At 70.6% G+C, this 23,223-nt stretch carries 20 protein-coding genes and 1 pseudogene; 11 read left to right on the forward strand and 10 right to left on the reverse strand.

All coding sequences use genetic code 11. From position 1 onward, the window contains the following. Positions 1-19: 19 nt before the first annotated feature. Positions 20-1,594, reverse strand: coding sequence for a thiamine pyrophosphate-binding protein (locus tag AB0J16_RS00425; RefSeq protein WP_358532728.1), 1,575 nt, complete (start codon positions 1,592-1,594; stop codon positions 20-22). Further along, positions 1,591-2,523 carry an agmatinase gene (gene speB, locus AB0J16_RS00430; RefSeq protein WP_358532731.1) on the reverse strand — a complete coding sequence of 311 codons (933 nt, stop codon included), beginning with the start codon at positions 2,521-2,523 and terminating at the stop codon, positions 1,591-1,593. The genes AB0J16_RS00425 and speB overlap by 4 nt, the downstream gene beginning before the upstream one ends. 71 nt (positions 2,524-2,594) lie before the next feature. Between speB and argH the strand changes: the two genes are divergently transcribed. From argH to AB0J16_RS00470, 8 genes are read left to right on the forward strand one after another with little or no spacing between them, the layout of a single operon-like run. Then, the gene (gene argH, locus AB0J16_RS00435) at positions 2,595-4,049 is read left to right on the forward strand and encodes an argininosuccinate lyase (protein ID WP_358532734.1); all 1,455 of its coding nucleotides are present in this window, start codon (positions 2,595-2,597) and stop codon (positions 4,047-4,049) included. Continuing rightward, positions 4,046-4,612 carry an XRE family transcriptional regulator gene (locus tag AB0J16_RS00440; protein ID WP_358532737.1) on the forward strand — a complete coding sequence of 189 codons (567 nt, stop codon included), beginning with the start codon at positions 4,046-4,048 and terminating at the stop codon, positions 4,610-4,612. The genes argH and AB0J16_RS00440 overlap by 4 nt, the downstream gene beginning before the upstream one ends. Before the next feature lie 10 nt (positions 4,613-4,622). Then, entirely contained in the window at positions 4,623-5,444 is an 822-nt protein-coding gene (locus tag AB0J16_RS00445; RefSeq protein WP_358439145.1) for an amino acid ABC transporter permease, read from the forward strand. Next, positions 5,441-6,193 carry an amino acid ABC transporter ATP-binding protein gene (locus AB0J16_RS00450; RefSeq protein ID WP_358532740.1) on the forward strand — a complete coding sequence of 251 codons (753 nt, stop codon included), beginning with the start codon at positions 5,441-5,443 and terminating at the stop codon, positions 6,191-6,193. Before AB0J16_RS00445 ends, AB0J16_RS00450 begins: the two co-directional genes overlap by 4 nt. Before the next feature lie 9 nt (positions 6,194-6,202). After that, positions 6,203-7,057, forward strand: a complete 855-nt coding sequence (locus AB0J16_RS00455; protein ID WP_358532742.1) for an ABC transporter substrate-binding protein — start codon at positions 6,203-6,205, stop codon at positions 7,055-7,057. Beyond that, positions 7,054-7,875: a polysaccharide deacetylase gene (locus tag AB0J16_RS00460; RefSeq protein ID WP_358532745.1), complete on the forward strand. Its 822-nt coding sequence runs from the start codon at positions 7,054-7,056 to the stop codon at positions 7,873-7,875. The genes AB0J16_RS00455 and AB0J16_RS00460 overlap by 4 nt, the downstream gene beginning before the upstream one ends. 37 nt (positions 7,876-7,912) lie before the next feature. After that, entirely contained in the window at positions 7,913-8,752 is an 840-nt protein-coding gene (locus tag AB0J16_RS00465) for a polysaccharide deacetylase (RefSeq protein ID WP_358532748.1), read from the forward strand. Positions 8,753-8,795: 43 nt separating this feature from the next. After that, the gene (locus AB0J16_RS00470; RefSeq protein WP_358532751.1) at positions 8,796-10,088 is read left to right on the forward strand and encodes an MmgE/PrpD family protein; all 1,293 of its coding nucleotides are present in this window, start codon (positions 8,796-8,798) and stop codon (positions 10,086-10,088) included. A 156-nt stretch (positions 10,089-10,244) separates the two neighbouring features. Here AB0J16_RS00470 and AB0J16_RS00475 read toward each other — a convergent pair whose 3' ends face one another. Then, complete coding sequence (locus AB0J16_RS00475; protein WP_358532754.1) at positions 10,245-11,000, reverse strand: SDR family oxidoreductase; 756 nt, start codon at positions 10,998-11,000, stop codon at positions 10,245-10,247. Between the two features lie 223 nt (positions 11,001-11,223). Here AB0J16_RS00475 and AB0J16_RS00480 point away from each other — a divergent pair, with 223 nt between their 5' ends. Continuing rightward, a complete protein-coding gene (locus AB0J16_RS00480) occupies positions 11,224-12,150 on the forward strand; it encodes an RNA polymerase sigma-70 factor (RefSeq protein ID WP_358532756.1) in 927 nt (308 codons plus the stop codon). A 54-nt stretch (positions 12,151-12,204) separates the two neighbouring features. On the opposite strand, the gene AB0J16_RS00485 is transcribed toward AB0J16_RS00480, so the two are convergent. The 3 genes and pseudogenes from AB0J16_RS00485 to AB0J16_RS00495 form a co-directional block, all read right to left on the reverse strand. Further along, positions 12,205-12,615 (reverse strand): hypothetical protein, encoded by a 411-nt coding sequence (locus tag AB0J16_RS00485; RefSeq protein ID WP_358532758.1) that lies wholly within the window; start codon positions 12,613-12,615, stop codon positions 12,205-12,207. Positions 12,616-12,822: 207 nt separating this feature from the next. Next, positions 12,823-13,440 carry a MarR family transcriptional regulator gene (locus tag AB0J16_RS00490; RefSeq protein ID WP_358534794.1) on the reverse strand — a complete coding sequence of 206 codons (618 nt, stop codon included), beginning with the start codon at positions 13,438-13,440 and terminating at the stop codon, positions 12,823-12,825. A gap of 84 nt (positions 13,441-13,524) precedes the next feature. Continuing rightward, positions 13,525-13,746 (reverse strand): annotated as a pseudogene (locus AB0J16_RS00495) (helix-turn-helix domain-containing protein); the annotation flags it as partial. A 235-nt stretch (positions 13,747-13,981) separates the two neighbouring features. On the opposite strand from AB0J16_RS00495, the gene AB0J16_RS00500 reads away from it, so the two are divergent. Both AB0J16_RS00500 and AB0J16_RS00505 read left to right on the forward strand, forming a co-directional pair. Further along, on the forward strand, positions 13,982-14,230 hold the full coding sequence (locus tag AB0J16_RS00500) for a hypothetical protein (protein ID WP_358532761.1): 249 nt from the start codon (positions 13,982-13,984) through the stop codon (positions 14,228-14,230). Positions 14,231-14,236: 6 nt separating this feature from the next. Beyond that, on the forward strand, positions 14,237-15,622 hold the full coding sequence (locus AB0J16_RS00505) for a serine hydrolase domain-containing protein (protein ID WP_358532764.1): 1,386 nt from the start codon (positions 14,237-14,239) through the stop codon (positions 15,620-15,622). A 2-nt stretch (positions 15,623-15,624) separates the two neighbouring features. Here the strand turns inward: AB0J16_RS00505 and AB0J16_RS00510 are convergent, their stop codons facing one another. From AB0J16_RS00510 to AB0J16_RS00525, 4 genes are all read right to left on the reverse strand, one after another. After that, on the reverse strand, positions 15,625-16,092 hold the full coding sequence (locus AB0J16_RS00510; RefSeq protein WP_358532767.1) for a hypothetical protein: 468 nt from the start codon (positions 16,090-16,092) through the stop codon (positions 15,625-15,627). 146 nt (positions 16,093-16,238) lie between these two features. Then, positions 16,239-18,929 (reverse strand): NACHT domain-containing protein, encoded by a 2,691-nt coding sequence (locus tag AB0J16_RS00515; protein ID WP_358532769.1) that lies wholly within the window; start codon positions 18,927-18,929, stop codon positions 16,239-16,241. Then, positions 18,902-19,552 (reverse strand): hypothetical protein, encoded by a 651-nt coding sequence (locus tag AB0J16_RS00520; RefSeq protein WP_358532772.1) that lies wholly within the window; start codon positions 19,550-19,552, stop codon positions 18,902-18,904. The genes AB0J16_RS00515 and AB0J16_RS00520 overlap by 28 nt, the downstream gene beginning before the upstream one ends. 44 nt (positions 19,553-19,596) lie before the next feature. Further along, complete coding sequence (locus AB0J16_RS00525; protein ID WP_358532775.1) at positions 19,597-23,172, reverse strand: WD40 repeat domain-containing protein; 3,576 nt, start codon at positions 23,170-23,172, stop codon at positions 19,597-19,599. Positions 23,173-23,223 lie beyond the last annotated feature (51 nt).

Genomic DNA, 23,223 nt, shown 5'->3' on the forward strand with positions numbered 1-23,223 from the left:
GACGTGCGGGATGGCGGTCTTAGGTGCCGGCGAACATGCGAGGGCTGGCGTGCAGGATCACGACGTTCGGGCCCGGCTCTGCCAGGGCATCGGCGAGCTCGTCAGCCAGGGACGTGGGCGTGACGACGCGGGCCGGGACCCCGAACGACGCGGCCAGGGCGGCGAAGTCCGGCCGGACCAGTTCGGTGCCGGTCGGAGTGCCGAACGCGCCGGTCATGTACTCCCGCAGGATGCCGTAACCCCCGTCGTCGACGATCAGCCAGGTGACGTCCAGGTCGTGCTGGCGCATGGTGGCCAGTTCCGCCAGGCCGTACATCGCGCCGCCGTCGCCCGAGATCGCGAGCGCGCGCTGTCCGGAAGCCGCCGCGCCGACCGCGGCGGGCAGTCCGTACCCGAGGCCGCCCGCGCCCTGCGCCGACCACATGTGGCCGGGGAAGGCCGACCACGCCCAGTAGGTGAGGATGGTCATGTCCCAGAAGGACAGCACGTCGGACGGGATCGACGCCAGGAGCGCGAACTCCTGCTCGTGGCCGCTGAGCCGGTCGCGCACCCGCCGCAGCACGTCCGCCACGGCCGCTTCCGCCCGCCCGTCGCCTTCCCTGGGCCGCACCGCCTCGGCGAGCGCGCCCAGCGTCGCCTTGGCGTCGGCGTGTACGGCGAGCGAACCGCTCGTGTTGGCCTCCAGCTTGCCGGGGTCGGCCTCGATGTGGATGACGCGGCCGCGCGGGCGCATCGTGTGGTAGTTGCTGGACAGCTCCCCCAGCCCCGAACCGGCGACCAGCAGCACGTCCGCCTCTTCGAGGAACTCGGTGACGAAGCGGTCCTCCAGCCATGACTGCAGCGACAACGGATGTTCGCGAGGGAAGACGCCCTTCGCGGCGAATGTGGTGGCCACTGGGGCGCGCAGCCGCTCGGCCAGGGCGAGGAGCTCCGGACCCGCCCCGGACAACGCGACCCCGCCGCCGGCCAGGATGACCGGGTTGGACGCGGCGTCGAGCGCCTGTACGGCCTGCTGTACCAGCTCGGCACGGGGCTGTGGCGTGCGCGGACGCACGGTCAGGTCGGCCACCACCGGGATGTCCGTCGGCGCGAGCAGGATGTCCTGCGGGATCTCCACCCACGCGGGCCCTTGCGGCACGCTGAGCGCCGCCTCCCAGGCCAGGGCCAGGGCGGAGGGGATCTGTGAAGCCGCCCTTACGACCTGCACCGACTTGGCCACGCCACGGAAGGAGGCCGCCTGGTCGGGCAGCTCGTGGAGGTACCCCTTCCTGCGGCCGCCCAGCCCGTCGGACGGGATCTGGCTGGAGATGCCGACCACCGGCGCGCAGGCCAGGCGCGACTCCATCAGGGCGGGCAGGGTCGCCAGCGCGCCAGGGCCGGTGGAGACCATGAACGGGGTCACCGTCCCGGTGGCCCGGGCGTGGCCGTCGGCGGCGAAGGCGACGCCCAGTTCGGTGCGGCATCCGACGTAGCGCAGCGGCGAGCGGCGCAGCGCGTCGAACATGGCGAGCGCGTGCTGACCCGGCTCGCCGAACACGGTCGTGGCGCCGAGCGCGACCAGGGTCTCGGCGACCAGGTCTCCCCCGGTTCTCATGCCCGCTTCCCCAGCGCGAACAGGCTGATCAGGTCGTAGGCGACGTGCGCGGCCGCGACCGAGGTGATCTCGGCGTGGTCGTAGGCGGGCGCCACCTCCACCACATCGGCGCCGACGAGATTGCAGCCCGACAGCCCGCGCAGGATCTCCAGCAGCTCGCGGCTGGTCAGGCCGCCCGCCTCCGGGGTGCCCGTGCCCGGGGCGTGGGCCGGGTCGAGCGCGTCGATGTCGACGGAGATGTAGAGCGGGCGGTCGCCGATCCGCTGGCGCAGGGCGTCGGCGATCTCGTCGGGGCCGCGCCGCATGACGTCGGCCGAGGTGACGATGCCGAAGCCGAGCCTGCGGTCCTCGTCCAGGTCGGCCTTGCCGTACAGCGGCCCTCTGATGCCGACGTGGCTGAGCGCCTCGGTGTCCAGGATGCCCTCCTCCACCGCGCGGCGGAACGGCGTGCCGTGGGTGTACTCGGCGCCGAAGTAGGTGTCCCAGGTGTCCAGATGGGCGTCGAAGTGCAGCAGCGCCACCGGCCCGTGCTTGCGGTGGACGTCACGCAGGAGCGGCAGCGCGATGGTGTGGTCGCCGCCGATGGTGACGAGCTTGGCCTCGAACTCCCCGGCGGCCTGCTCGATCGTGTCGATGGCCTGGCCGATGTCGAACGGGTTGCACGCGATGTCCCCGGCGTCGGCGACCTGGAGGTCGGCGAACGGCGAGACGTCCAGCGCCGGGTTGTAGGGCCTGATCAGCTTGCTGCCCTGACGCACGGCGGCCGGGCCGAAACGGGCGCCTGGACGGTAAGAGACCCCGCTGTCGAACGGCACGCCCACGATCGCGACATCGGCCCGCTCCACCTGGTCGATGCGGGGCAACCGGGCATAGGTGTCGGGCCCCGCGAAGCGTGGCACCTGCGAGGCGTCGACAGGTCCCTGAGACATGAAACTCCCCCTGTGAACAGCACGTTTCCGGACAAAGGCTGCTATTGACACCCTTGGCGCCGCAGACCACTATGTCGGAAAACCTCGTTTACCGGAAGGCAACCGCGTTGTCCGAAAAGCTCTGGGGTGGACGCTTCCGCTCGCCCGCCGACCCGTCCCTGCTCGCCCTGTCCCGTTCGCCCGACAGCTACTTCCGCATGTCGGCCTACGATCTGGCGGGCTCGCGCTCCCACGTCCGTGAGCTGCTCAGGGCCGAGATCGTCGACGAGGCCGAGGCGGCGCGGCTGCTGGCGGAGATCGACACGCTGGACGAGGACGTACGCGCCGGGCGCGTCGGCCCGAACGACTCAGACGAGGACGTGCACACCTTCCTTGAGCGGGTCCTGGTCGAGCGGCTGGGCGAGGTGGGCGGCAAGCTGCGCGCCGGCCGCTCGCGCAACGACCAGACGGCCAACGACCTGCGGTTGTACCTGCGCGATCACGCCAGGAAGCTGGTCCTGGCGCTGGCCGAGCTGCAGGACAGCCTGGTGGAGCAGGCCCGCACGCACATCCGTACCGCGGCGCCCGGCTTCACCCACCTGCAGCCCGCCCAGCCGATCGTGTTCGGGCACCAGCTGCTGGCCCACGCGCAGGCGTTCGCCCGCGACGCCGACCGGCTGGCGGACTGGGACCGGCGCACCGCCCGCTCCCCGCTGGGCTCGGCGGCGCTGGCCGGGTCGGCGATAGCCGTACATCCGGAGCTGTCGGCCGCCGAGCTGGGCTATGACGGGCCGTGCGAGAACTCCATCGACGCCGTCGCCAGCCGCGACCACGTGGCCGAGTTCCTGTTCGCCGCCTCGATGCTGGGGGTGAACCTGTCGCGGCTGTCCGAGGAGATCTGCACCTGGGCCTCGCGCCAGTTCCGCTGGGTGGAGCTGCACGACTCCTTCGCCACCGGCAGCTCGATCATGCCGCAGAAGAAGAACCCCGACATCGCCGAGCTCACCCGGGGCAAGGCGGGCCGCCTGCTCGGCAACCTCAACGGCCTGATGGCGACGCTGAAGGCGATGCCGCTGGCCTACAACCGGGATCTGGCCGAGGACAAGGCGGCCGTCTTCGACACCGTGGACACCCTGGTGATCGTGCTGCCCGCCATGGCCGGCCTGGTACGCACGCTGTCGGTGAACGTCGACGAGCTGCGCGGGCAGGCGACCGAGGGCTTCACGCTGGCCACCGAGGCGGCCGACTGGCTCTCGCGCCGCGGCGTGCCGTTCAGCGAGGCCCACGAGATCACCGGCGTGCTCGTGCGAACGTGCGAGGACAAGGGCCTGGACCTGCACGAACTGTCGGACGCCGACCTGGCCGCGGTGGACGCGCGGCTTACGCCGGACGTGCGTCCGCACCTCACCGTCGAGGCGGCTCTCGCGGCGCGTTCCGGCTACGGCGCCACCTCCCCCGACCGGGTCCTTGAGCAGATCGACCGCCTCACCGACGTGCTGGCGCGGCAGCGCGCCTGGGCCCGCGACTATCAGGGTCCCGCCACGTGATCCTGCTTCCGGACTCGCCCGGGCTGGGTCCGCGGGCCCGTGAGCTGCGGCGCCGGCGCCGGCTCAGCCTCACCGAGGTGGCCGAGCGGGCCAGGCTCACCAAGGGCTTCCTGTCCAGGTTCGAGCGCGGCCAGGTGTCCATCTCGGTCGCCTCCTTACTGCGCCTGTGCGAGGCGCTCGACCTGGACGTGGCCGACCTGTTCGCCGGCTCGGCCGGGCGGCTGGTCAGGTCCGAGAGCCGGGCCAGGCTCGAGTTCGGCGGCAGCGGCATGACCGAGTACCAGCTGACGCCCAAGGACGAGAGCAGGCTGCTGGTCCTGCTCAGTGAGATCGAGCCGGGCGGCGGGTCGGGCCGCGAGCCGTACACGCTTCCCGTCGACATCGAGTTCGTGCACGTCCTCAAGGGGCTGTTCACGATCGAGGCCGCGGGCGAGCGGGTCGAGATGTGCGAGGGCGACTCGTTCCTGTTCCCTGGCGACACCCCCCACACCTTCACCAACCCCGGCGATGAGGTCGCCCGAGTCCTGTGGGTGCTGTCACCCGCTCTGACCTCTCGCTCCTGAGGAGATCCCCATGTCCACAGATGTCGCCCACCTGCCCCGGGTGGCGCGCAAGCACTACGGCCGCTACGTGGCGGCGATCCTCGTGGTGGCCGCCCTCGTGGCGATCGTCGTCTCGTTCGCCGGCGGGCAGATCGAGTGGAGCGTGGTCGGGCAGTACCTGACCGCGGAGGCCATCCTGACCGGCGTGGTCAACACCATCGTGATGGCCGTGCTCGCCATGATCGTCGGGGTGGCTCTGGGCGTGCTGTTCGCGGTGATGCGGATGTCGCAGAACCCCGTCACCCGCGCCGTCTCGGCCCTCTACACGTGGATCTTCCGTGGCACGCCGCAGCTGCTGCAGCTGTTCCTCTGGTTCAACCTGGCGCTGGTCTTCCCCTACTTCGTCATCCCCGGCATCGTCGAGGCGCGCACGGTCGACCTGATGACCCCGTTCGTCGCCGCGCTGCTCGGGCTGGGCATCTGCCAGGGCGCCTACACCTCCGAGGTGGTACGCGGCGGCATCCTCTCGGTCGACCAGGGGCAGACCGAGGCCGCGCAGGCGATCGGGATGACGCGCTTCCAGACGATGCGCAGGATCGTGCTGCCGCAGGCGATGCGGGTCATCCTGCCGCCGATCGGCAACGAGTTCATCAGCATGGTGAAGCTCACGTCGCTGGCCAGCGCGATCCAGTACCAGGAGGTGCTGCACAGCGCCCAGAACATCTACTACGCCAACAACCGCGTCATGGAGCTGCTGTTCGTGGCGACGTTCTGGTACCTGATCGTGGTCACCATCCTCAGTCTGGGCCAGCTGGTCGTCGAGCGCCGCTTCTCCCGAGGGGTGAGGAAATGATCAAGGCGGTCGACGTCCACAAGCGCTTCGGCGCCCACCATGTGCTCAAGGGCATCTCGCTTGAGGTGGCCGCCGGCGAGGTGCTGTGCGTCATCGGCCCGTCCGGCTCGGGCAAGAGCACGTTCCTGCGCTGCATCAACCAGCTGGAGACGATCGACGAGGGCGCCGCCTGGGTCGACGGCGAGCTGCTCGGGTGGACGGAACGCGACGGAAAGCTGCACCAGCTCAGCGACGCCCAGATCGCCAAGCAGCGGCGGCCGATCGGGATGGTGTTCCAGCGCTTCAACCTGTTCCCGCACATGACCGCGCTGGAGAACGTGGTCGAGGGCCCGATCAGAGTGCTGCGCGAATCGCGCGACACCGCCAGGACCCGTGCGCTGGAGTTGTTGGAGCGGGTGGGGCTGAAGGACAAAGCCGACGCCTACCCCTCGACCCTGTCCGGCGGGCAGCAGCAGCGGGTCGCGATCGCCCGCGCGCTGGCGATGCGGCCGCGGCTGATGCTGTTCGACGAGCCCACCTCGGCGCTCGACCCGGAGCTGGTCGGCGAGGTGCTGGCGGTCATGCGCGACCTGGCCGCCTCCGGCATGACCATGGTCGTCGTCACCCACGAGCTGGGGTTCGCCAAAGAGGTCGCCAACCAGGTCGTGTTCATGGACGACGGCCGCGTCATCGAGACCGGCACCCCCGACCAGGTGCTGGTCAACCCCACCCACGAGCGTACGAAAACCTTCCTCTCAGCGGTTCTCTAGGAGTTCACCTTGTCTTCTCCCATCCGGTCTCGTCCCATCCTCCTCCTCGCCTGCCTCGCCGTGGCCGCGACCGCCTGCACCGCGCAGGCGCCGAAGGACCTCAAGGCCGAATCGAGCGGCGGGCTCCCGCCGAAGATCGCCGAGTCCAAGACGGTGGTGGTCGGCAACGTGCCCAACTACCCGCCGCTGGAGTTCAAGGACCCCTCGACCAACCAGCTCACCGGCTTCGACATCGACCTCGGCAACGCCATCGGCAAGCAGCTCGGCGTCACGTTCAAGTGGCAAGAGACGTCGTTCGAGCAGTTGCAGAGCGCGGTCACCACCGGGCGGATCGACATGATCCTCTCGGGGATGAGCGACCTGCCCGAGCGCCGCAAGACGCTCGACCTCGTCGGCTACATGACCTCGGGCGCGCAGTTCTTCTCCACGACCAAGGTCGCCGATCCGAAGGACCTGTGCGGCAAGACAGTGGGCGCCAGCCGCCGCACGTCCTTCCCTGACGAGATCAAGAAGTGGAGCGAGCAGAACTGCTCCAGTAAACCGATCAAGGTCGTCGGCACGGAGGGCTCCGCGGACGCGCGTACCCAGCTCACCCAGGGCAGGCTCGACGCCGCCGTACAGGGCAGCGAGACTCTCCCCTACATCGCCAAGCAGGACCCCGGCAAGTTCAACGTCGTCGGCGACCCGTTCACCGCGGTCAACCAGGGCATGGGATTCGGCAAGCAGGACACCCGCCTGCGCGACGCGGTCATCAAGGCACTCGGCGCCCTGCAGAAGGACGGCACCTACGAGCAGCTGCTCGACAAGTGGGGCCTCAAGGACAACGCCATCAAGCAGGTCACCCTCAACGGCTCGCCCACGTGAGTCGCTGGCCGTACGGGAAGAAGTCGTGCGTGTCGCTGGCCTTCGACCTCGACGGGCCGACGGGGGCGGCGATGCTGAACGGCAGCATCCTCGCCAAACCCGAATACTTCACGCTCGGTTCGTACGGGCCGTGGCGGGCGCTGCCCAGGATCCTCGACCTGCTGGACGCCTTCGAGCTGCCCGCCACCTTCTACACGCCCGCCTGGGTGGTGGAGACCTGGCCGGAGCGCTGCCGGATGATCGTGGAGCGCGGGCACGAGATGGCGCACCACGGCTACCGGCACGAGCCGTACTACGGCAAGACCGAGGCCGAGCAGCGCGAGATCCTCACGCGCAGCCAGGCCGTGTTCAAGGACGTGCTCGGCGTCGAGGCGGTCGGCTTCCGTACGCCGTCGGGCGACTGGTCGCCGGTGACCGCGCGGATCCTGGCCGGGGAGGGGTTCCTCTACTCCAGCTCGATGCGCGGCGATGACCGCCCCTACCTGCACCCGGGCGGGCTGGTGGAAATCCCGGTCCGCTGGGACATGGACGACTACGCCTATCTGGCCTACACCCGCCGCCCCGACTACCCGGCCGGGCTGGATCGCATCGCGGGCTACGGCTCGACGCTCGACAACTACAAGCGCGAGTTCGACGGTTACCACGCGGAGGGCCTGTGCCTGAGCACGCTGTGGCACCCCAAGGTGTCCGGCAAGCCGGGCCGGATCCTGCTGCTGGAGCGGCTGTTCGAGCACATGCGCGCGCACGACGACGTCTGGTTCGCCACCGGCGTGGACGTGGCCACCTGGTGGAAGGAACGGCATGACCTGGCCGTCTGAAAGGAGCGGCATGACCTCGCCGTCTGAGAGGAGCGGCATGACCTGGCCCGATGAGGCGCGCTGCGCCGTACTGATCACCGTCGATCTCGACGCCGAGCTGGCGATCCTGGCCGCCGACCCGAGCACCCGCGACCGCGTCAAGACCCTGTCCGTCGGACAGTACGGCGCGACCCGCGGCGTCGAGCGGCTGCTCGGAGCGCTGGACGGGGTGCCGTCGACGTGGTTCGTGCCCGGCCTGCACGCCGGGCTGATCCGCGAGGTAGAGCAGGCCGGCCACGAGATCGCCAACCACGGCCACGCGCACGAGGACTTCGACCCGCTCGACCTCGCCGGGCAGCTCGACGCGATCAGACGCGGCCAGGACGCGCTGGCCGAGGTGACCGGCTCGCTCCCGCGCGGCTTCCGCACGCCGATCGGCGAATGGAAGCCGGGGCTCGCGGCCGAGCTGCCCGCGCTCGGCATCGACTGGTCCTCCTCCTGGCGAGGCGACGACCTGCCGTACTTCCATCCCGCCGGCCTGGTGGAGATCCCGCTCCACCACGAGCTGGAGGACCACCCCTACTTCATGTTCAACCTCGACCCGCCCTTCCCCACCGGGCAGTCGCGCATCGCCCCCTACGCCGCCGTGCTGGAGAACTGGACCCAGGAGTTCGACGCCTACCACCGCTTCGGCCTCTGCTACGTGCTGCGCCTGCAGCCCGAGGTGATCGGCACGCCCGGCCGCATCGGGCTCCTGCGCTCGCTGCTGTCGGTCATGCGTGAGCGGCCCGGCGTGTGGTTCGCGACCGGCAGCCAGGTGGCCGACCACTGGCGCGCCACCCGCACGGGCAACGAACCCGGCCACCCCGCCGACGTCTTCGCGGAGCTGACCTCGTGACCCCACCCCTCCCGCTGTCTGGCCTCATCGCGGAACTGCCTTCATGACTCCACTCCTCCCGCTCGCCGACCTGGTCGCGGGGCCCCCGCCGCTGCCGCCCGACGTGGTCGAGCGGGCCAAGCGGCACCTCCTCGACACGCTGGGCGCGGCCCTGGCCGGGGCCACCACCCCCGCTCCCGGCCTGGCCGGCCCCGGGCCCGCACCCGTCTGGGGGACCGGGCTGACCGTGGCGCCGCGCGACGCGGCGCTGCTCAACGGCGTCGCCGCGCACGCGCTCGAACTCGACGACACCGGCGGCTGCGATCATTCGGGGGCCGTGGTGGTGCCCGCCGCGCTGGCCTGCCTCAGCCTCGCCGACCGCCCGGTCAGCGGTGCCGAGCTGCTGGCGGCGGTCGTCCTGGGGTATGACGTGGCGCGCCGCGCGCTGGAGGCGTGTGGCGGTTACGCCGCGCACAACGAGGCCGGCTGGCACTCGACGGGCACCTGCGGCACGTTCGGCGCGGCGGCGGCGAGCGTGCGGCTGCTGGGGTTGGACAGCGAGCGGGCCGCCCACGCGCTGGGGCTGGCGGCCAGCTTCTCCGGCGGCCTGTGGGCCTTCGTACATGACGGCGCGGCGAGCAAACGGCTGCACGCGGGCCGCGCCGCCGAGGGCGGACTGACCGCCGCGCTGCTGGCCGCGTCCGGCACGAGCGGCCCCGACCGGATCTTCGACGACGTATGGGGCGGCTTCCTGCGGACCTACGCGGGCGCCGACGCCGACCCCGGCGCGCTGACCCGCGATCTCGGCACGGTGTGGCGGATCTCGCGCTGCTCCATCAAGCCGTACGCGTCCTGCCGCAGCACTCACTCCGCCATCGACGCGATCGGCGGCTTGGACCTGCACGCCGGTGAGATCGCCCGCATTCACGTGCGGCTGAGCCCGCTCGTGGCCGACATGTGCGGCGGCCGGGACGTCGCCACCCTCTCCCGCGCACAGCTGAGCCTGCCGTACGGCATCGCGGCCAGAGTCCTGTACGGCGACGCCGACCTGGCCGCCTACGCCCCCGAACGGCGAAGCGACCCTCGGGCCGCCGAGCTCATGAACCTCATCGACCTGGAGGTGGACCCGGAGATGGGCGGCATAGACGAGCCGACCCTGACCGTCACCACGACCTCGGGCGCCGTCCGGCGGGCCAGGGTGAACGATCCCCTCGGTACCCCCACCAACCCGCTCTCCGACGAGCGGCTGCTCGCCAAGTTCCACGGCCTCGCACCGGGCCGGGAGCGCCTGGTGGACCAGGTCATGACCCTCGACACCCAGCTGGACGCGCGGGACCTTCTCCCGCTCCTGTCCTGATTCCTTCCTGGCCGATTACGCCGCGGTCCGTACGGCCGTGGACGCGGTCCTCTCGACGCCCTCCTACCGCACCCGCGCACGGGAGCCCCGCGAGGAGTTCACCCGCTTCGACGCACTGGAGTCGATCTCCGAACTGGTGGCTCCGCCCGCGTAGATCTACTTTCCGGTGGCGTTCTGGCTCAGCCAGTCGCGGTAGTGGATTCGGCCGAGGCTGGCGCCGTCGGCGGGCACCAGCGTCCGCTCGCCCGGCTCGGTGCCGAAGTAACGCGCGTGCGGGTCGGTGACCACCTCGCGCGGGTCGCCCCAGGCGGCCAGGGCGGCGCGGAAGAACTCATCCATTCGCGACTGTTCCGGCCCGGCCACCTCGACCCGGCGGTTCAGCGGTGCGCCCACCGCGACCCGGCCGACCGCCTCGGCGACGTCTTCGCCCGCCATGGGCTGGAACAGCACGGGCGCGATCCGTACCTGGTCGCCGTCCGTGGCCTCGTCGGCGATGCCGCGGACGAACTCGAAGAACTGCGTCGCGTGCACGAGCGAGAACGGGATCCCCGACTTCTCGATCAGCCGCTCCTGGGCGATCTTCGCGGCGAAGTAGCCGTTGTCCGGCATCCGCTCGGTGCCCACGACCGACAGCGCGACGTGGTGGTCGACCCCGGCCGCGGCCTCCGCGGCGAGCAGGTTGCGGGTGGAGGTCTCGAAGAACTCCATCACCGCGGCCCGCTCGAACGACGGCGAGTTCGACACGTCGATCACCACGGCCGCGTCGGTCAGCACCTCGTCCAGACCTTCGCCGGTGAGCGTGTTCACGCCGGTGTTCGGCGAGGCCGCCACCGCCTCGTGGCCGTGTTCTCTCAGCTTCGTCACGAGCTTCGACCCGATCAGGCCGGTCCCGCCGATTACCACGATCTTCATGATGAGCCTTCCTGCCCGCCGGGGCACCCATGTGCCGGCCGGTCCGCGAGCTAAGACAGGGCAGCCTCTCGGCCTGTGACAGCCCCGGCGAAATCTTTCCCAGGGCCCTCCTTCCCCTCCCCGTCTCTTCTCGCCCACGCCGACCGGCAAAGGACTCGATTACCGTGGGGTGGTTCCTCAGGCCAGGTGGATCGCAGAGTACGGTCGGTGGAAATACATCCCGGTGCGAAAGGTCTCGGCGGGGGCGATGGGAGTGGCGGACACCGAATCGGGCGATCCGGAGGATCTCGAGCAGGCCGCGGTGGTCTTCGGCGGCGTGCGACCTCGCCTGTTCGGGATCGCGTACCGGATGCTGGGGAGCGCCACCGAAGCCGAGGATCTGGTGCAGGACGTCTGGCTGCGCTGGCAGGCGTACGACCGCGCCACGGTGGACAATCCGGCCGCTTTCCTGGCGACGACGATCACTCGGCTGGCCCTCAATGCCGCTCGGTCCGCGCGCGCCCGCCGGGAGACCTACGTCGGCCCGTGGCTGCCCGAACCCGTCGACACCAGCGCCGATCCGCACCTCGGTGCCGAGCGCGGTGAGGCCCTGGAGCTCGCGGTGCTGCTGCTCCTGGAGCGGCTCACGCCCACCGAACGGGCGGCGTACGTGCTGCGGGAGGCCTTCGACTATCCGTACCGGCAGATCGCCGACATCATCCGGCTCAACGAGCCGGCCGTACGGCAGCTGGTCAGCAGGGCGCGCAAGCATGTGCTCGTCGAACGACGTACGCCCGTGGCCAAAGCCGAACAACGCAAGCTGCTGACGGCATTCGTCGCCGCCGCCCGCGTCGGCGACCTGACGGCGCTGGAAGAGCTTTTCGCCCTGGACGTGATCACCTACTCCGACGGTGGCGGCGCCGTGCGCGCCTCCCGCTTTCCGGTGGTGGGGGCGTCGCGGGTGGCGAAGTTCCACAGGGCGTTCGCGAGCCACTTCTGGACCGGGGTCGACGTGGCGTACGCGAGCACGAACGGGCAGAGCGCCGCGCTGCTGAGCCGCGACGGAGAGGTGTTCGCCGTCCTCACGGTCAACGCCTCGGAGCAGGGCATCGACCAGGTTCTGTGGATGATGAACCCGGCCAAGATCACCGCTGTGTCCGCCCCGCCGTAAGGGGACCGGTTCGCCCAGGCGACGAACCGGTCGGCCGATCTAGGACGGTTTCGGTCAGGGGATGATCACGTGGAAGCCGGTGTCGCGGGCGCCGGACGCGCTGCCGGTGCCGACGAAGATGTCGCGGGAGTCCCCGCAGACGATGTTGCCGTCGGGGCGGACGAAGATGCTGGAGTCCCAGGGCGAGCCCGTCCACTGGGTGGTGGCGACCGGGACGGTGTTGGCGGCGTTGATGTCGGCGTCAAGCCGGATGCAGTACTGGCCGGTGGCGATCTTGCGGACCCCGGTGACGCCCTTGGAGCGGACGACGAAGCCGTTGGCGTTGACGATGGCGGCGGCGCGGACACCCGGACCGGAGGCACCGCCGAGATCGGCCAGCGCCGGGACGGCGAAGGCGCCGAGCGCGCCGATACAGGAGGTCAGGGTCACGGCAGCGGCCATAGCGGTCTTCTTGATGCGCGGCATGCTGGTTCTCTTTTCGAGAAAGGGACTGACAGTACGGGCACAGGGCTGTCTCATCGGGCCAGACGATGATCTTCCGGCCGGTCCGAAGCCAGCACTCACTGTAGTTTTCCGACACAGAGAGTGACGTCGCGACACGGTAAAGATGATCTACTGGCCGTCACGCTTCGCAGCGGCCGCCCACCGCCCCCTGCCGCATGGCGGGCTTGCTCAGCTGGGCGCGAGTGCCGCGCGTTGCGCCGGGCTCAGGCGGTCCGATCTGGTGGTGACGGTGTATGTGCCGGGCTCCGTGCGCAGCAGCGTGAGCGGGTCGGCGACGGCCGGGTGCTCCTCGATCGCGGCCAGGGCGTCGGCGACCCGGTCCACAGGCAGCCCCAACGCCCTGACCAGTCCATCGACGGGGAGCGGCCGGGCGGCGTGCACCAGCGCGGCGAGCACCGTCAGCGCATCGCCCATGACGGTGTCGGTCAGGCGGCTGCCGCTCATCTCGCCACTGAGCCAGTCGAAGAACTGGCCCATCTGGCCCAGCCGGGTCCCGGCGGGTGAGTCGGCGCCGAAGAGGGCGACGCCGCGCTGCGCGGCCCGCGCGAGTTCGGCGTGCGCTCCGGTGTCGGTTCGCCACGCCCGGAGCCAGGTGTCGTCGTCGATGACGTAGCGCTCGCGCCGCCCGCCGGGATCCGGTTCGCGCCCGACCAGGTCCATGGTCTCCAGGTAGCCGATGGCCTTGGACACCGACGCCGGGCTGACCTGCAGCAGGCGTACGAGCTCGGCGGCCGTCAGGCTCCCACCGTCGGAGGTGAGCAGGCAGACGAACACCCGGGCGGCCATCCGCGGCACGCCGATCGCGGCCAGCAGGGCCGCGAACTGATCCACGAAGCCGCGCGCCGCCTCGGTCGGCTGCCCCTCGGGCGGCTCCGCCGCCTGGCCCGGCCTGGCTCGGCGGGCGCGCCGTGCGGCGACCTGCTGGGCGCGGTCCGGCAGGTAGTCGCCGGACGTGCCATTGCGCGCCACCTCGCGGCTGATCGTGGAGGTCGGCCTGCCGAGCCGTCTGGCGATCTCGGCGTAGCCCAGCCCTTCGGCCAGCCAGCTCGCGATCCGCCGGCGGTCCTGATGGGTCAGCCTGCCTCCGGGCATCGGCGCCTCTCCTGTCGTGAACGGTCCGCGGGGTCCAGTGTGCTTTCATCGACAGGACATTGCAACGGCGAGCCAGGTCGATATTGCATTTCCTCACAAGGCTGTTGCAACGATTGTCCGTCATATGTGCTGGTCAATGCGATTATCGATTTCGCCAAGCGTTGACCGAAAATCGAATGCAACGTAGCCTTTGTTCATTCGGAAACATTCGCGAGAGGACACGAGCATGCATGTGATGGCGGTATCCACGGTCTCTGACCAGGACAGATTCTGGGGCTCACTGAAGAAGGCGCACGGCAAGCTGCCCAAGGGGGCGAAGTGGACCCTGGCGGTGTCGAGCACCGACGGGACCAAGGCGGTGAACGTCATCGTGCACGACTCGATCGACGGCGTTAGGGGCTTCTTCGAGGAGTACGCCGGCTCCTTCGCCACCACCGAATACTTCGAGGCCGACGCCGCCAACGCGGTCGGCCTCCCGAAGTAGGTCCCCATGGCGAAAGGGCTGGACATAACGCGGATCAAGGCTCGAACGGCCGAGCTTCTCGCCGAATATCAGGTCCCGAGCGTCGCGATCGGCATTCTCCAAGACGGGGAGATCACCGACCTCGCCTTGGGCGTCAAGGAGCTGTCGACGCGAGAGCCCGCGACGACCGACACCATTTACCAGTGCGGTTCCCTGTCCAAGACATGGACCGCTCTCGCTTTCATGCAGCTCGTCGATGAGGGAAAAGTCGGCCTGGACGAGCCGGTGCGGACCTACCTTCGTGATTTCCGGGTCGCCGACCCGGAGGTGAGCGCCGAAGTCACGCCCCGCCATCTCCTGAACCACACGAACGGCATCGAGGAGGACTTCGGCGACCCCGGCGAGGACGACGACGTATATGAGCGCATGGTCGCCAACATCGCCGAGGCCCCCCAGGTTCATCCCCTCGGATATACCCATGGCTACAGCGCGGCCCTGGGTTACGCGATCCTCGCCCGCGTCATGGAGGTGATCGACGGGAAGAAGTGGGACGACATCATGCGGGATCGTCTCTTCGACCCTCTGGGATTGACCTCCACGACCAGCTGGCACGAGCAGGTGGCCCCGGGCCGGGCCGCGACGGGCCACATCATCCGGTCCGTCGACGAGGGCCCCATCGTTTCACCGGTGGAGCATCTGCCGCGTTCCTTCGGACCCGGCGGCAACGTGAACTCGACGGCGCGGGAAGTGCTCACAATGGCGCACGTCTTCCTCAACGAGGGAAAGGCGCCGAACGGCACCCGCATCGCCGCACCCGAGATCATCCGCGAGATGATGGAATCTCGCGTCCCCATTCCCGACCCCTATATGTACGGCCCGGAGTGGGCCCTCGGGCTCATCGTGTGCGACTGGCACGGCGAGACCGTCTACGCCCACGACGGCAGCACTGTCGGCCAGAACGCCCGGCTGCGGATTCTTCCGGACTCGAATATCGCCATCTCGATGCTGGCCAACGTGGGGCCGCGAGACAGCTTCTACAAGAAGGTGTTCAACGTCATCCTGGCCGAGCTCGGCGCCGTCACGATCCCGGACCTGCCGAAACCCGACCCTTCTCTGAACCTCGACCTGTCCAGGTACGAGGGCACGTACGGGCGGCTCGGCACCCACTACGAGGTCGCGGCCGAGGACGGAAAGCTCTCGCTCACTTTCGCCCTGAACCCCATGGAGGCGAGCTTCCTCGGCAAACCAGAACGCCTCACGTACAAGCTGCTGCCGGTAAGTGACACGCATTTCTTGATGCCTTCCGACGATCCCCTGGAAGACACCCAGACCGTCGCGATCTACGACTTCCAGAATGGCGCCGCCCAGTATCTCCACACCAATTGCCGAGTGAATCCACGAGCCCGGCAATAGCGTCACATCTGCGCGGCCGCCTCGTCGAGACGGATGAAGGTGGCGCCCGCGGCGGCGGCGCGGGCGCCGAGAACGTGCCCGTCGCACATCCTCGTCTCCGTCCCGGCCCGGTCGATCACCTTCCACGTCCTCGGCTCCCGGCACGGCTGGCCGAGCAGGTCACCGGTCCAGGAGCGACGGCACACCCGGCACGTGGAGACGCCCCCGCCGGCGGACAGGGTGTTGCCGTGCTCGGGGCAGACGCCCCACGGCAGGCCGCACGGCTGGTCCTGGAGCCTGGCCAGGTCCGCGGCCGCCTGCTGGAGATCCTCGGCGCCTCGGGCCAGCTGGTCCGCGGCCTGCCAAGCTCCAGCCAGGTGCTCGCGTTCCGGCGATCCGTTCAGGGCGGTGCCGCAGAGCGCGCGTACCTCCGCGGTGAGCGCCTCGGCGCGACTCGCGAGGGCGCGCAGCTGCGCCGGAGTGACGGTCATGAAGGCTCCCATCTCCGCCAGGACCGACGCGGTCGGCCGTGAAGTGGCTGCTGTCCTGGACCCTACGTCGCGCCGGCCTCTGACGGGCCAGTCGGTCTCGGACGGGTCCGACGTACGAAGGCTGGATCCGACGTACGAAGGCTGGATCAGTCAGGCTCGGGCGGGGTCAGGAAGTCTTGGAGTTCGCGGTGCCGGAATTGGTAGGTGGCGCCGCTGACGCGCAGCAGCCGTGCCTCGCAGGCCCAGTCGAGGAAGGTCCACAGCCGCAACGGCAGCACCCCGCGCGCGGCCGCGATGATCAAGCCGATCATGGTGCGGGACCAGGCGACCGCGCCGAAGGCGAGGCCGAAGGTCACCCCACCGACGAGCGCGCAGGCCAGTGACTGGACGATGCCCTGGTTCATGACGAACACGAGGAAGGCCGCGACACCCCCGGTGAGCCCGAAGGCCACTCCGATCATCGGGTTGCGGTGGAGGGCCTCTCGCGGGTGGGCCAGCTCCGCGTCCTCGCTCCAGCCGCCCGTGGTGATCTTGAAGAGCACCCCGAGCGCGAAGGCCAGGGCGAAGGCCCCGATGATCTCCGCGGTCAGTGCCACCGGACCGGCTCCTGCCAGGCGCAGCGGCGGCAGGCCGGTCAGAGCGCCGCACAGTCCGAAGCCCAGCAGGGTGACCGGCTCGGCGCGGATCGCCTCGGATATGGTCATGCGCTCGCCCTGGCGGGCGGCGGCGGTCACTCCGATGACCGCGCCGAACACCGCGCCCCCGGCCGCCCCCGCCGCGATGGCGAACACGGGACCGAAGACCCTGCCTTCGGTCAGCACGAGCCCGGTCAGGCCGCAGAGCGCACCGACCGGCCCGCCCGCCAGTGCGCCGAACAGGCCGCCGATCACGCGTCGCCGCCGGGGGACGTTGGCCCGCCCACCGGCGGCGGTCGGCCACTGCGACATCGACAGGCCGGTGGCGATGACCACCCAGCCCGCCATGAGCGACAGGGTGAGCCCTTCTCCAAGCCAGTCGCGCGGGTCACCGGGCCGGTCGACCGCCGACCCCGCCCAGAACGCCAGCATGGCGACCACAGCGAAGATCACACAGCACAGGCAGTGCACCGCCCGTACCCGGCGCTGGCCGCCGATCGGCCACAGCAGGTGCGGCACGATGTCGATCGGCGTCATGCCGGGCGGCGGTCGATCCGTCTCAGTGGTGCGGGCGGCCTGCCACCGCAGGTGGGTGGCCAGGTTCTCCAGCCAGGACCGCACCTGTTCAGGACGGTAGGGGGTGCCGTGGGCGGCGCGGGGCGCCAGTGCGGTCGCCGCCGGGACGTACGCGCCGAGCAGCCTGCGGGCGATCCGTGCCGCCGCCGAACGCGTGTCAGGGTCCTGGTCGACGCGGAGCAGTTCGTCCGGATCGGCGCCGGACTCCACCGCGGTCACGGTCAGCAACAGGCGCCACGGCGTGGCCAGGGCGGCGTGCACGGCCCTCCCGGATGGTCCGGACAGCGCGGCGTGCAGGCCGTCGCGGTGGATGTCGCAGGGATGGCCGTCCGGCCAGCGGGTGCGCAGGTAGGCGTTGATCTGCTCGATGGTCAGGTCGTACAGATGGATCCGGGTGGCGTTGTCGAGCCCGGCGCGGACCAGGGACAGCTCGGTGTGGCGGGCGGCCCGGCAGGTCACCACGACCGCGCCCGGCCGCCGGCCGGAGAGGTCGCTGTACCGGTTGAGCTCGGTCAGCAGGCCGATCGCCCGGCGCGGCGGGCCCATGGACGGCTCGGGGTCCAGCTCGTCGAGCCCGTCCAGCACCGGCAGCACCTGGCGGTCCCGTACCAGCCGCTCCGCGTCCTTGGCCGGGAGCCCGAAGTCGTGCGCCAGCTGTTCGGCCAGCCATGGCTCGAACGGGCTGCCCAAGGTCCATCGGGCGGCGTCCAGGCGTACCGGGACCATCTGCGGGTGGCCGGGTCGTTCGCCGCCGGTCAGGAAGGGCTCCAGCAGTTGCAGCACCAGCTCTATGGCGAGCACCGTCTTGCCCGCTCCCGACTCGCCCACGATCAGCAGGCGCCGGGGGTGCAGGTCGGTGAAGAAGCGGCCGATCGACCGCGGGCCGTCCTTCATCTCGCCGCCGGCGTCGTCCAGGTGGATCGGGTCCTCGTACGGCCCGAAGGAGACCGGTGCGATGGTGTAGCCGCCGAGCAGCCCCTTACGTGCCCTGTCCTCCTCCCGGGCCACCCGCCGCGCCAGGAGCTCGGCGGCGTGGTCGCGCCCGGGACGGTCGGTGGTCTCCGCGTCGGTCGCCGCGATCTGGACCACGCCGCCCACCGAGACCGCCGCGACCGCCTCCGCCGCGACCATCGCGAACGCCTCCGCCGCCATCGCCTCCGCCGCGACCGCCGCGGACACCTCCGCCGCCATCGCCTCCGCCGGGTCCACCGTCGGCGGCGTCCGCCGCTCCACGTCCGAGGCGGGCGGTGTACGGGGGACCGGCCCGGCCAAAGCGGTTCTGGCCACCCGCCAGCGTTCGAGCTCGCCGGGGATCAGCTCGGCCGGATAGTCGCAATAACGGAAGCAGGCGGTGACGAACGCCTTGACGAAGTCCCACCGCGGCAGCCTGTCGGTCTGCCGGAGAACGTGCGAGGTCGTGCTCTTGGGCAACGCGTCGATCGTGGTTCCGTCCGAGGTCACCGTCTGGCCGCCGAGAGAGCGCAGCCTGCTCAGCGACGGCTCGCCCGCCCACCGTTTGAGCCGGACCAGCGACCGGACGAAGTCCGCGGCGCTGCCGGCCTCGGTGGGGTCGGGTGGACGGGGGTGGTCGGCGGCCATCAGTGCTTCGTCCTCACCAGCGACCACTCGAACCTCGTGCTGCCGCGCCGGGGCCATCGGCCGTCCAGGTAGGTGCCCGCCAATGTCTGGACATGCCGTGACTCCATCAGGAAGTCGCGCGCCTCGTCGGACTCCACCAGCTCCCGGCCGACCGCGATGGGCACGAACCCGTGCCGGGGGATGTAGACCCATCGGCCGCGGTCCCAGTCATAGGGATCGAACCAGTGGTGGCGGACCGTGCCCGACATCCGCACCTCCAGCCCGGCCCGGGTCAGGACGAACGAGCCCTGTGAGCGCAGCAGGCTCATCCGGCTGACGTAGAAGAGCTCCGTGCCGATGAACGCGTCGATCCGGGCGTCCCAGTAGTCGTGCAGCCAGGTCGACGCGCCGTCGCGCAACACTTTCGCCTCTCGTACGAGCTGCCGCTCGAACCGGTTCTGGTTCTTGCGCTCGGCCTTCTTGATCACTTTGAACGAGCGCAGCCAGCGCAGCGACATCGTCCTGGAGGCACCGGCGCCGTCCATGAAGTGTTCCAGGAAGTCGGACGCCATCGGGTGGAAGTCCCGGCCTTCTGCGACGATCGAGCGGAACAACGTGGCCAGTTCCGGGACGGGCTTACCCGTCCGTCGCCGGAAGCCTCGCAGGAACATGCTCGCTCTCTCTCCGTGATGGATTCCAGTGGGGTTCCCCTGGGTCATGGACATGTCTGCCGATATGCCTCCCCCGGTACGTAGCTCGCCCATTCGTCGCGGGTGAGGGTGCGGCCAGCGTTGGCGCACGCCGCGGCCACCGGGTCGGCGGGCAGGCGGACGTTCCACAGCCGCGCGGTCCCGTCACCGGCCACCGTGGCGATGGCCGTCCCGTCCCGGCTGTAGGCGATCGCCGTCACGCCGCGGGTATGGCCGACCAGCGGGGTGCTCAGCTGCCGGTGGCTCCGCACGTCCCACAACCGCACCACGTCGGCGGAGCCGGTGGCGAGGACCTGCCCGTCCGGGCTGAAGGCGAAGGTGTTGATCGCGCCGTCCTCGGCGATCAGGGCGATGCCGAGCGTGCGGTGCCGCGCCACGTCCCAGAACCGGACGCTGGAGTCGGCGGCCGTGAGTGCCAGCGTCCGCCCGTCGGGGCTGAACGCCAGGTCGTTGACGAACCCGCCGTTGGCCGCGGGCGGCGAGCCCCCGATCGGGCGGCGGGTGGCCACGTCGAAGAGCCGCACCTGGTTGTCGTAGCCCGTGGTCGCCAGGGTCGAGCCGTCGGGGCTGATCGCCATCGCCGTGAGGACGTCGGTGTGGTCGGGGACGCTGATGCGCGGCCCGGTCTCCCGGCGGCTCGCGACGTCCCAGAACGCGACGGCCTTGTCCTGCTGGACGGCGATGTACCTACCGTCGGGGCTGAGCCTGGCCAAGCCCTTGAGCGTCGCCTCATGGGCGAGCTCGCGGCGGCTCGCGACGTCCCAGAGCCGCAGGCCGTCCGAGCTGGACGTCAGGAGCGTCCGCCCGTCGCGGGTGAATTCGATCATGTACACGGAACGGCGCGCGCCCCGGGGACGCAGCGGCGGGCCGAGGCGACGCTGGGTGGCCACGTCCCACAGCTGGATCGCGGGGTCCAGCTGGTCGGCCACGCCGGTGGCCAGGATCCGTCCGTCCGGGCTCAGCGCGACGGCGGCCTGTGCGGGCATCGAGGTCCCGACCTGCAAGTGGATCTGGGGGTCGGCCAGCCGTACGACGCCGTCGTCGCTGGCGGCGGCGAGGAGCTTCCCGTCCGGGCTGAACGCCACGCGCTCGACACCCATGCCATTGTCGGCGAGCGCGGTCAGCTGCTGGCGGCTTGCCGTGTCCCACAGGACGGTGCGGCCGGTGTCTCCGGCGGTGGCGAGCCGGGTGCCGTCCGGGCTGAAGGCGATCGCGTTGAAAGCGGTGCGGCGGTCGCTGAACACACCTGTCTGCTTCCGCGTGGCCACGTTCCACAGCCGAGCGGTGTGGTCCCAGCTCACGGTCGCGAGGGTCGTGCTGTCCGGGCTGAAGGCGAGATTGGTGATGGTGTCGGTGTGCCCGGCGAGCGGGGCGCCGAGCCGGCGGGAGCTGGCGATGTCCCAGAGCTGTGCGCTCTTCTTGCTCGCGACGGCCAGCGTCTTTCCGTCCGGGCTGAACGCCACCGCCCTGATGATGGACGCGAGGTCCGGTCCGTTGTCGGCGCGGCCCAGGGGAGTCCCGTGCGGACGGTGCGTGGTCGCGTCCCACTGCCGGACGACGCCACTGAAGTCGCCGGTCACGAGGGTCTTCCCGTCCGGGTTGTACGCGAGCGCCGACACGACCTCCCCGGGATCCAGCGGGGCGCCCAGGTCGCGACGGGTGGCCACGTCGTAGAACCGGACGGTGCCGAGACACGCCGTGGCCAGCGTACGCCCGTCGGGGCTCAGGGCCAGCTTGACGGCTGAGCACTCGTACTTCGGGCGGGTGATCGGGGCGCCGAGCTGCCGCCGCCTCGCCACGTCCCAGAACCGCGCGGTGCCGTCGTCGCTTCCGGTCACGATGAACGAACCGTCGGGGCTGAACACCAGGTCCGTGACGCCTCTCGTGTGCCCGGTGAGGGTCCCCCGGCTGGTACGCGTCGCCGCGACCAGCACGCGGTTGCCGGCCTCGTCGGTGTCGGCGATCCGCCACGCCGCCACGGCCAGCAGCGAGGACAGGGGGACGTCTCCGGTGATCTCGCTCTGCGCCGCTATCTGGCGGGAGAGCGCCACCCCGCGTTGCGTATCGGCCTCGTTCGCGGCGTTGACGGCGGCGCCGGCCGCGATGAGAGCGAGGACCGACAGCGTCGCGAGACCGGCCATGACCAGCCGGCGACGGCGGCCGGTACGTCGTGCCGCCCGTGTCGATGCCGCGACGAAACCCTCGGCGGCCGGGCCGGGGGGCGGAAAGCTGTCAGGGTCGCGGTCCCAGCGGTGCCGGCTGTCCTGAACCGCCAGTAGCCGGGCGCCCCGGTAGAGGAAGGCGGGGTCGCGGTGGTGTTCGCGCCATTGGGCGGCGTCGTCGATGAGGCTGTCGTACACCGTCTGCGCGGTGAAGTCGGGTTCGAGCCACTGGCGCAGGGTCGGCCAGGCGATCAGGAGCGTGTCATGGGCGATCTCGACGGCGTCCTCGTACAGGGTGAGCAGGCGCTGGTCGGCGAACGCGGCCAGCAGCGCCGTCACCTGACCGCGCCGATCCGCCGACAGTGCCGACGCGGCGGCGTGGATCTCGGTCAGCGTCGCCCTGCGCCGGGCCACCCGCCCGCCCGCGGTGATCAGTGTCATGCGCCGGAAGAGTCTGAGGGCGGTCTTGCGGTCCTCCGCCGACAGCCGGTCGAGGATCTCGTCGGCCGTGCGCTGTACGGAGTCGCGGACCCGGCCGGACTCCTCATACCCCCGGACGGTCAGCCGGCCGTGCTCACGTCTCTCCCAGGTGTTGCGCAGCGCCTGCGAGAGCAGGGGCAGGGCGCCGGCCTCGTAGCCGTCCCCCGCGGCCTGGTCGACGCGTAACTCGCCGAGGATGGTCTCCACCAGACCGGGTTCGATCTCCAGGCCCACGGCGGCCGCGGGACCGGTGATGGCCAGCCGGAGGTCCGACTCCGACATCGGCTCGACGATGACCTGGCCGTCCTGGATGGCCTCGGCCAACTGCGGATAGGCCGCACAGCGGTCCCAGTAGTCCGCGCGTACGCCGACGATCACTCCGGCGCCCCGCGGGCCTTCGGCCAAGGCGTGCAGCACCCTGACGAACGCCTGGCGCTCCTGCTCGTCGCTCACCAGGGTGAACAGTTCCTCGAACTGATCGACCACCAGGATGAGACGGCCGTCCGCCGGGAGAGGCGCCATCCGTCCTGGATCGTCGCGCAGCTGCTCGTACACCGTTTCGACGTACTCGCCGAACGCCTTCGCCCACTCTTCGGCGAGCGCCCGCAGCGGCGTCGAGGTCGGCGTGATGAGCAGGCGCGGCCAATGCGGCGAGCCCGGCAGCATCTCCTGAGCCAGTGCCGGTAGCAGCCCCGCCCGCAACAGCGACGACTTGCCCACTCCCGAGGCACCCGAGACCAGCAGGACGGTCCCGTGCCCGTTCAGGCGCGCGCCCAGGCGGTCGACGAGGCTGTGCGTGGCCCGCGCGCGGCCGAAGAAGAACTCGGTCTTCTCCCTCTCGAACGGCACAAGTCCTTGGTAGGGGCATAGCTCGCCCCCGTCGTCGGACGGTGACAGCACCTGGGCTTGGCGGTCGCCGCCCTCGTCCCCGTCGCTCATGGCCTTCATTCTGGCTAATTGCGGCGATGCTCATCAATTGCATTCAAACCG

It is taken from the genome of Nonomuraea sp. NPDC049750 (assembly GCF_040659625.1).
GTDB lineage: Bacteria > Actinomycetota > Actinomycetes > Streptosporangiales > Streptosporangiaceae > Nonomuraea.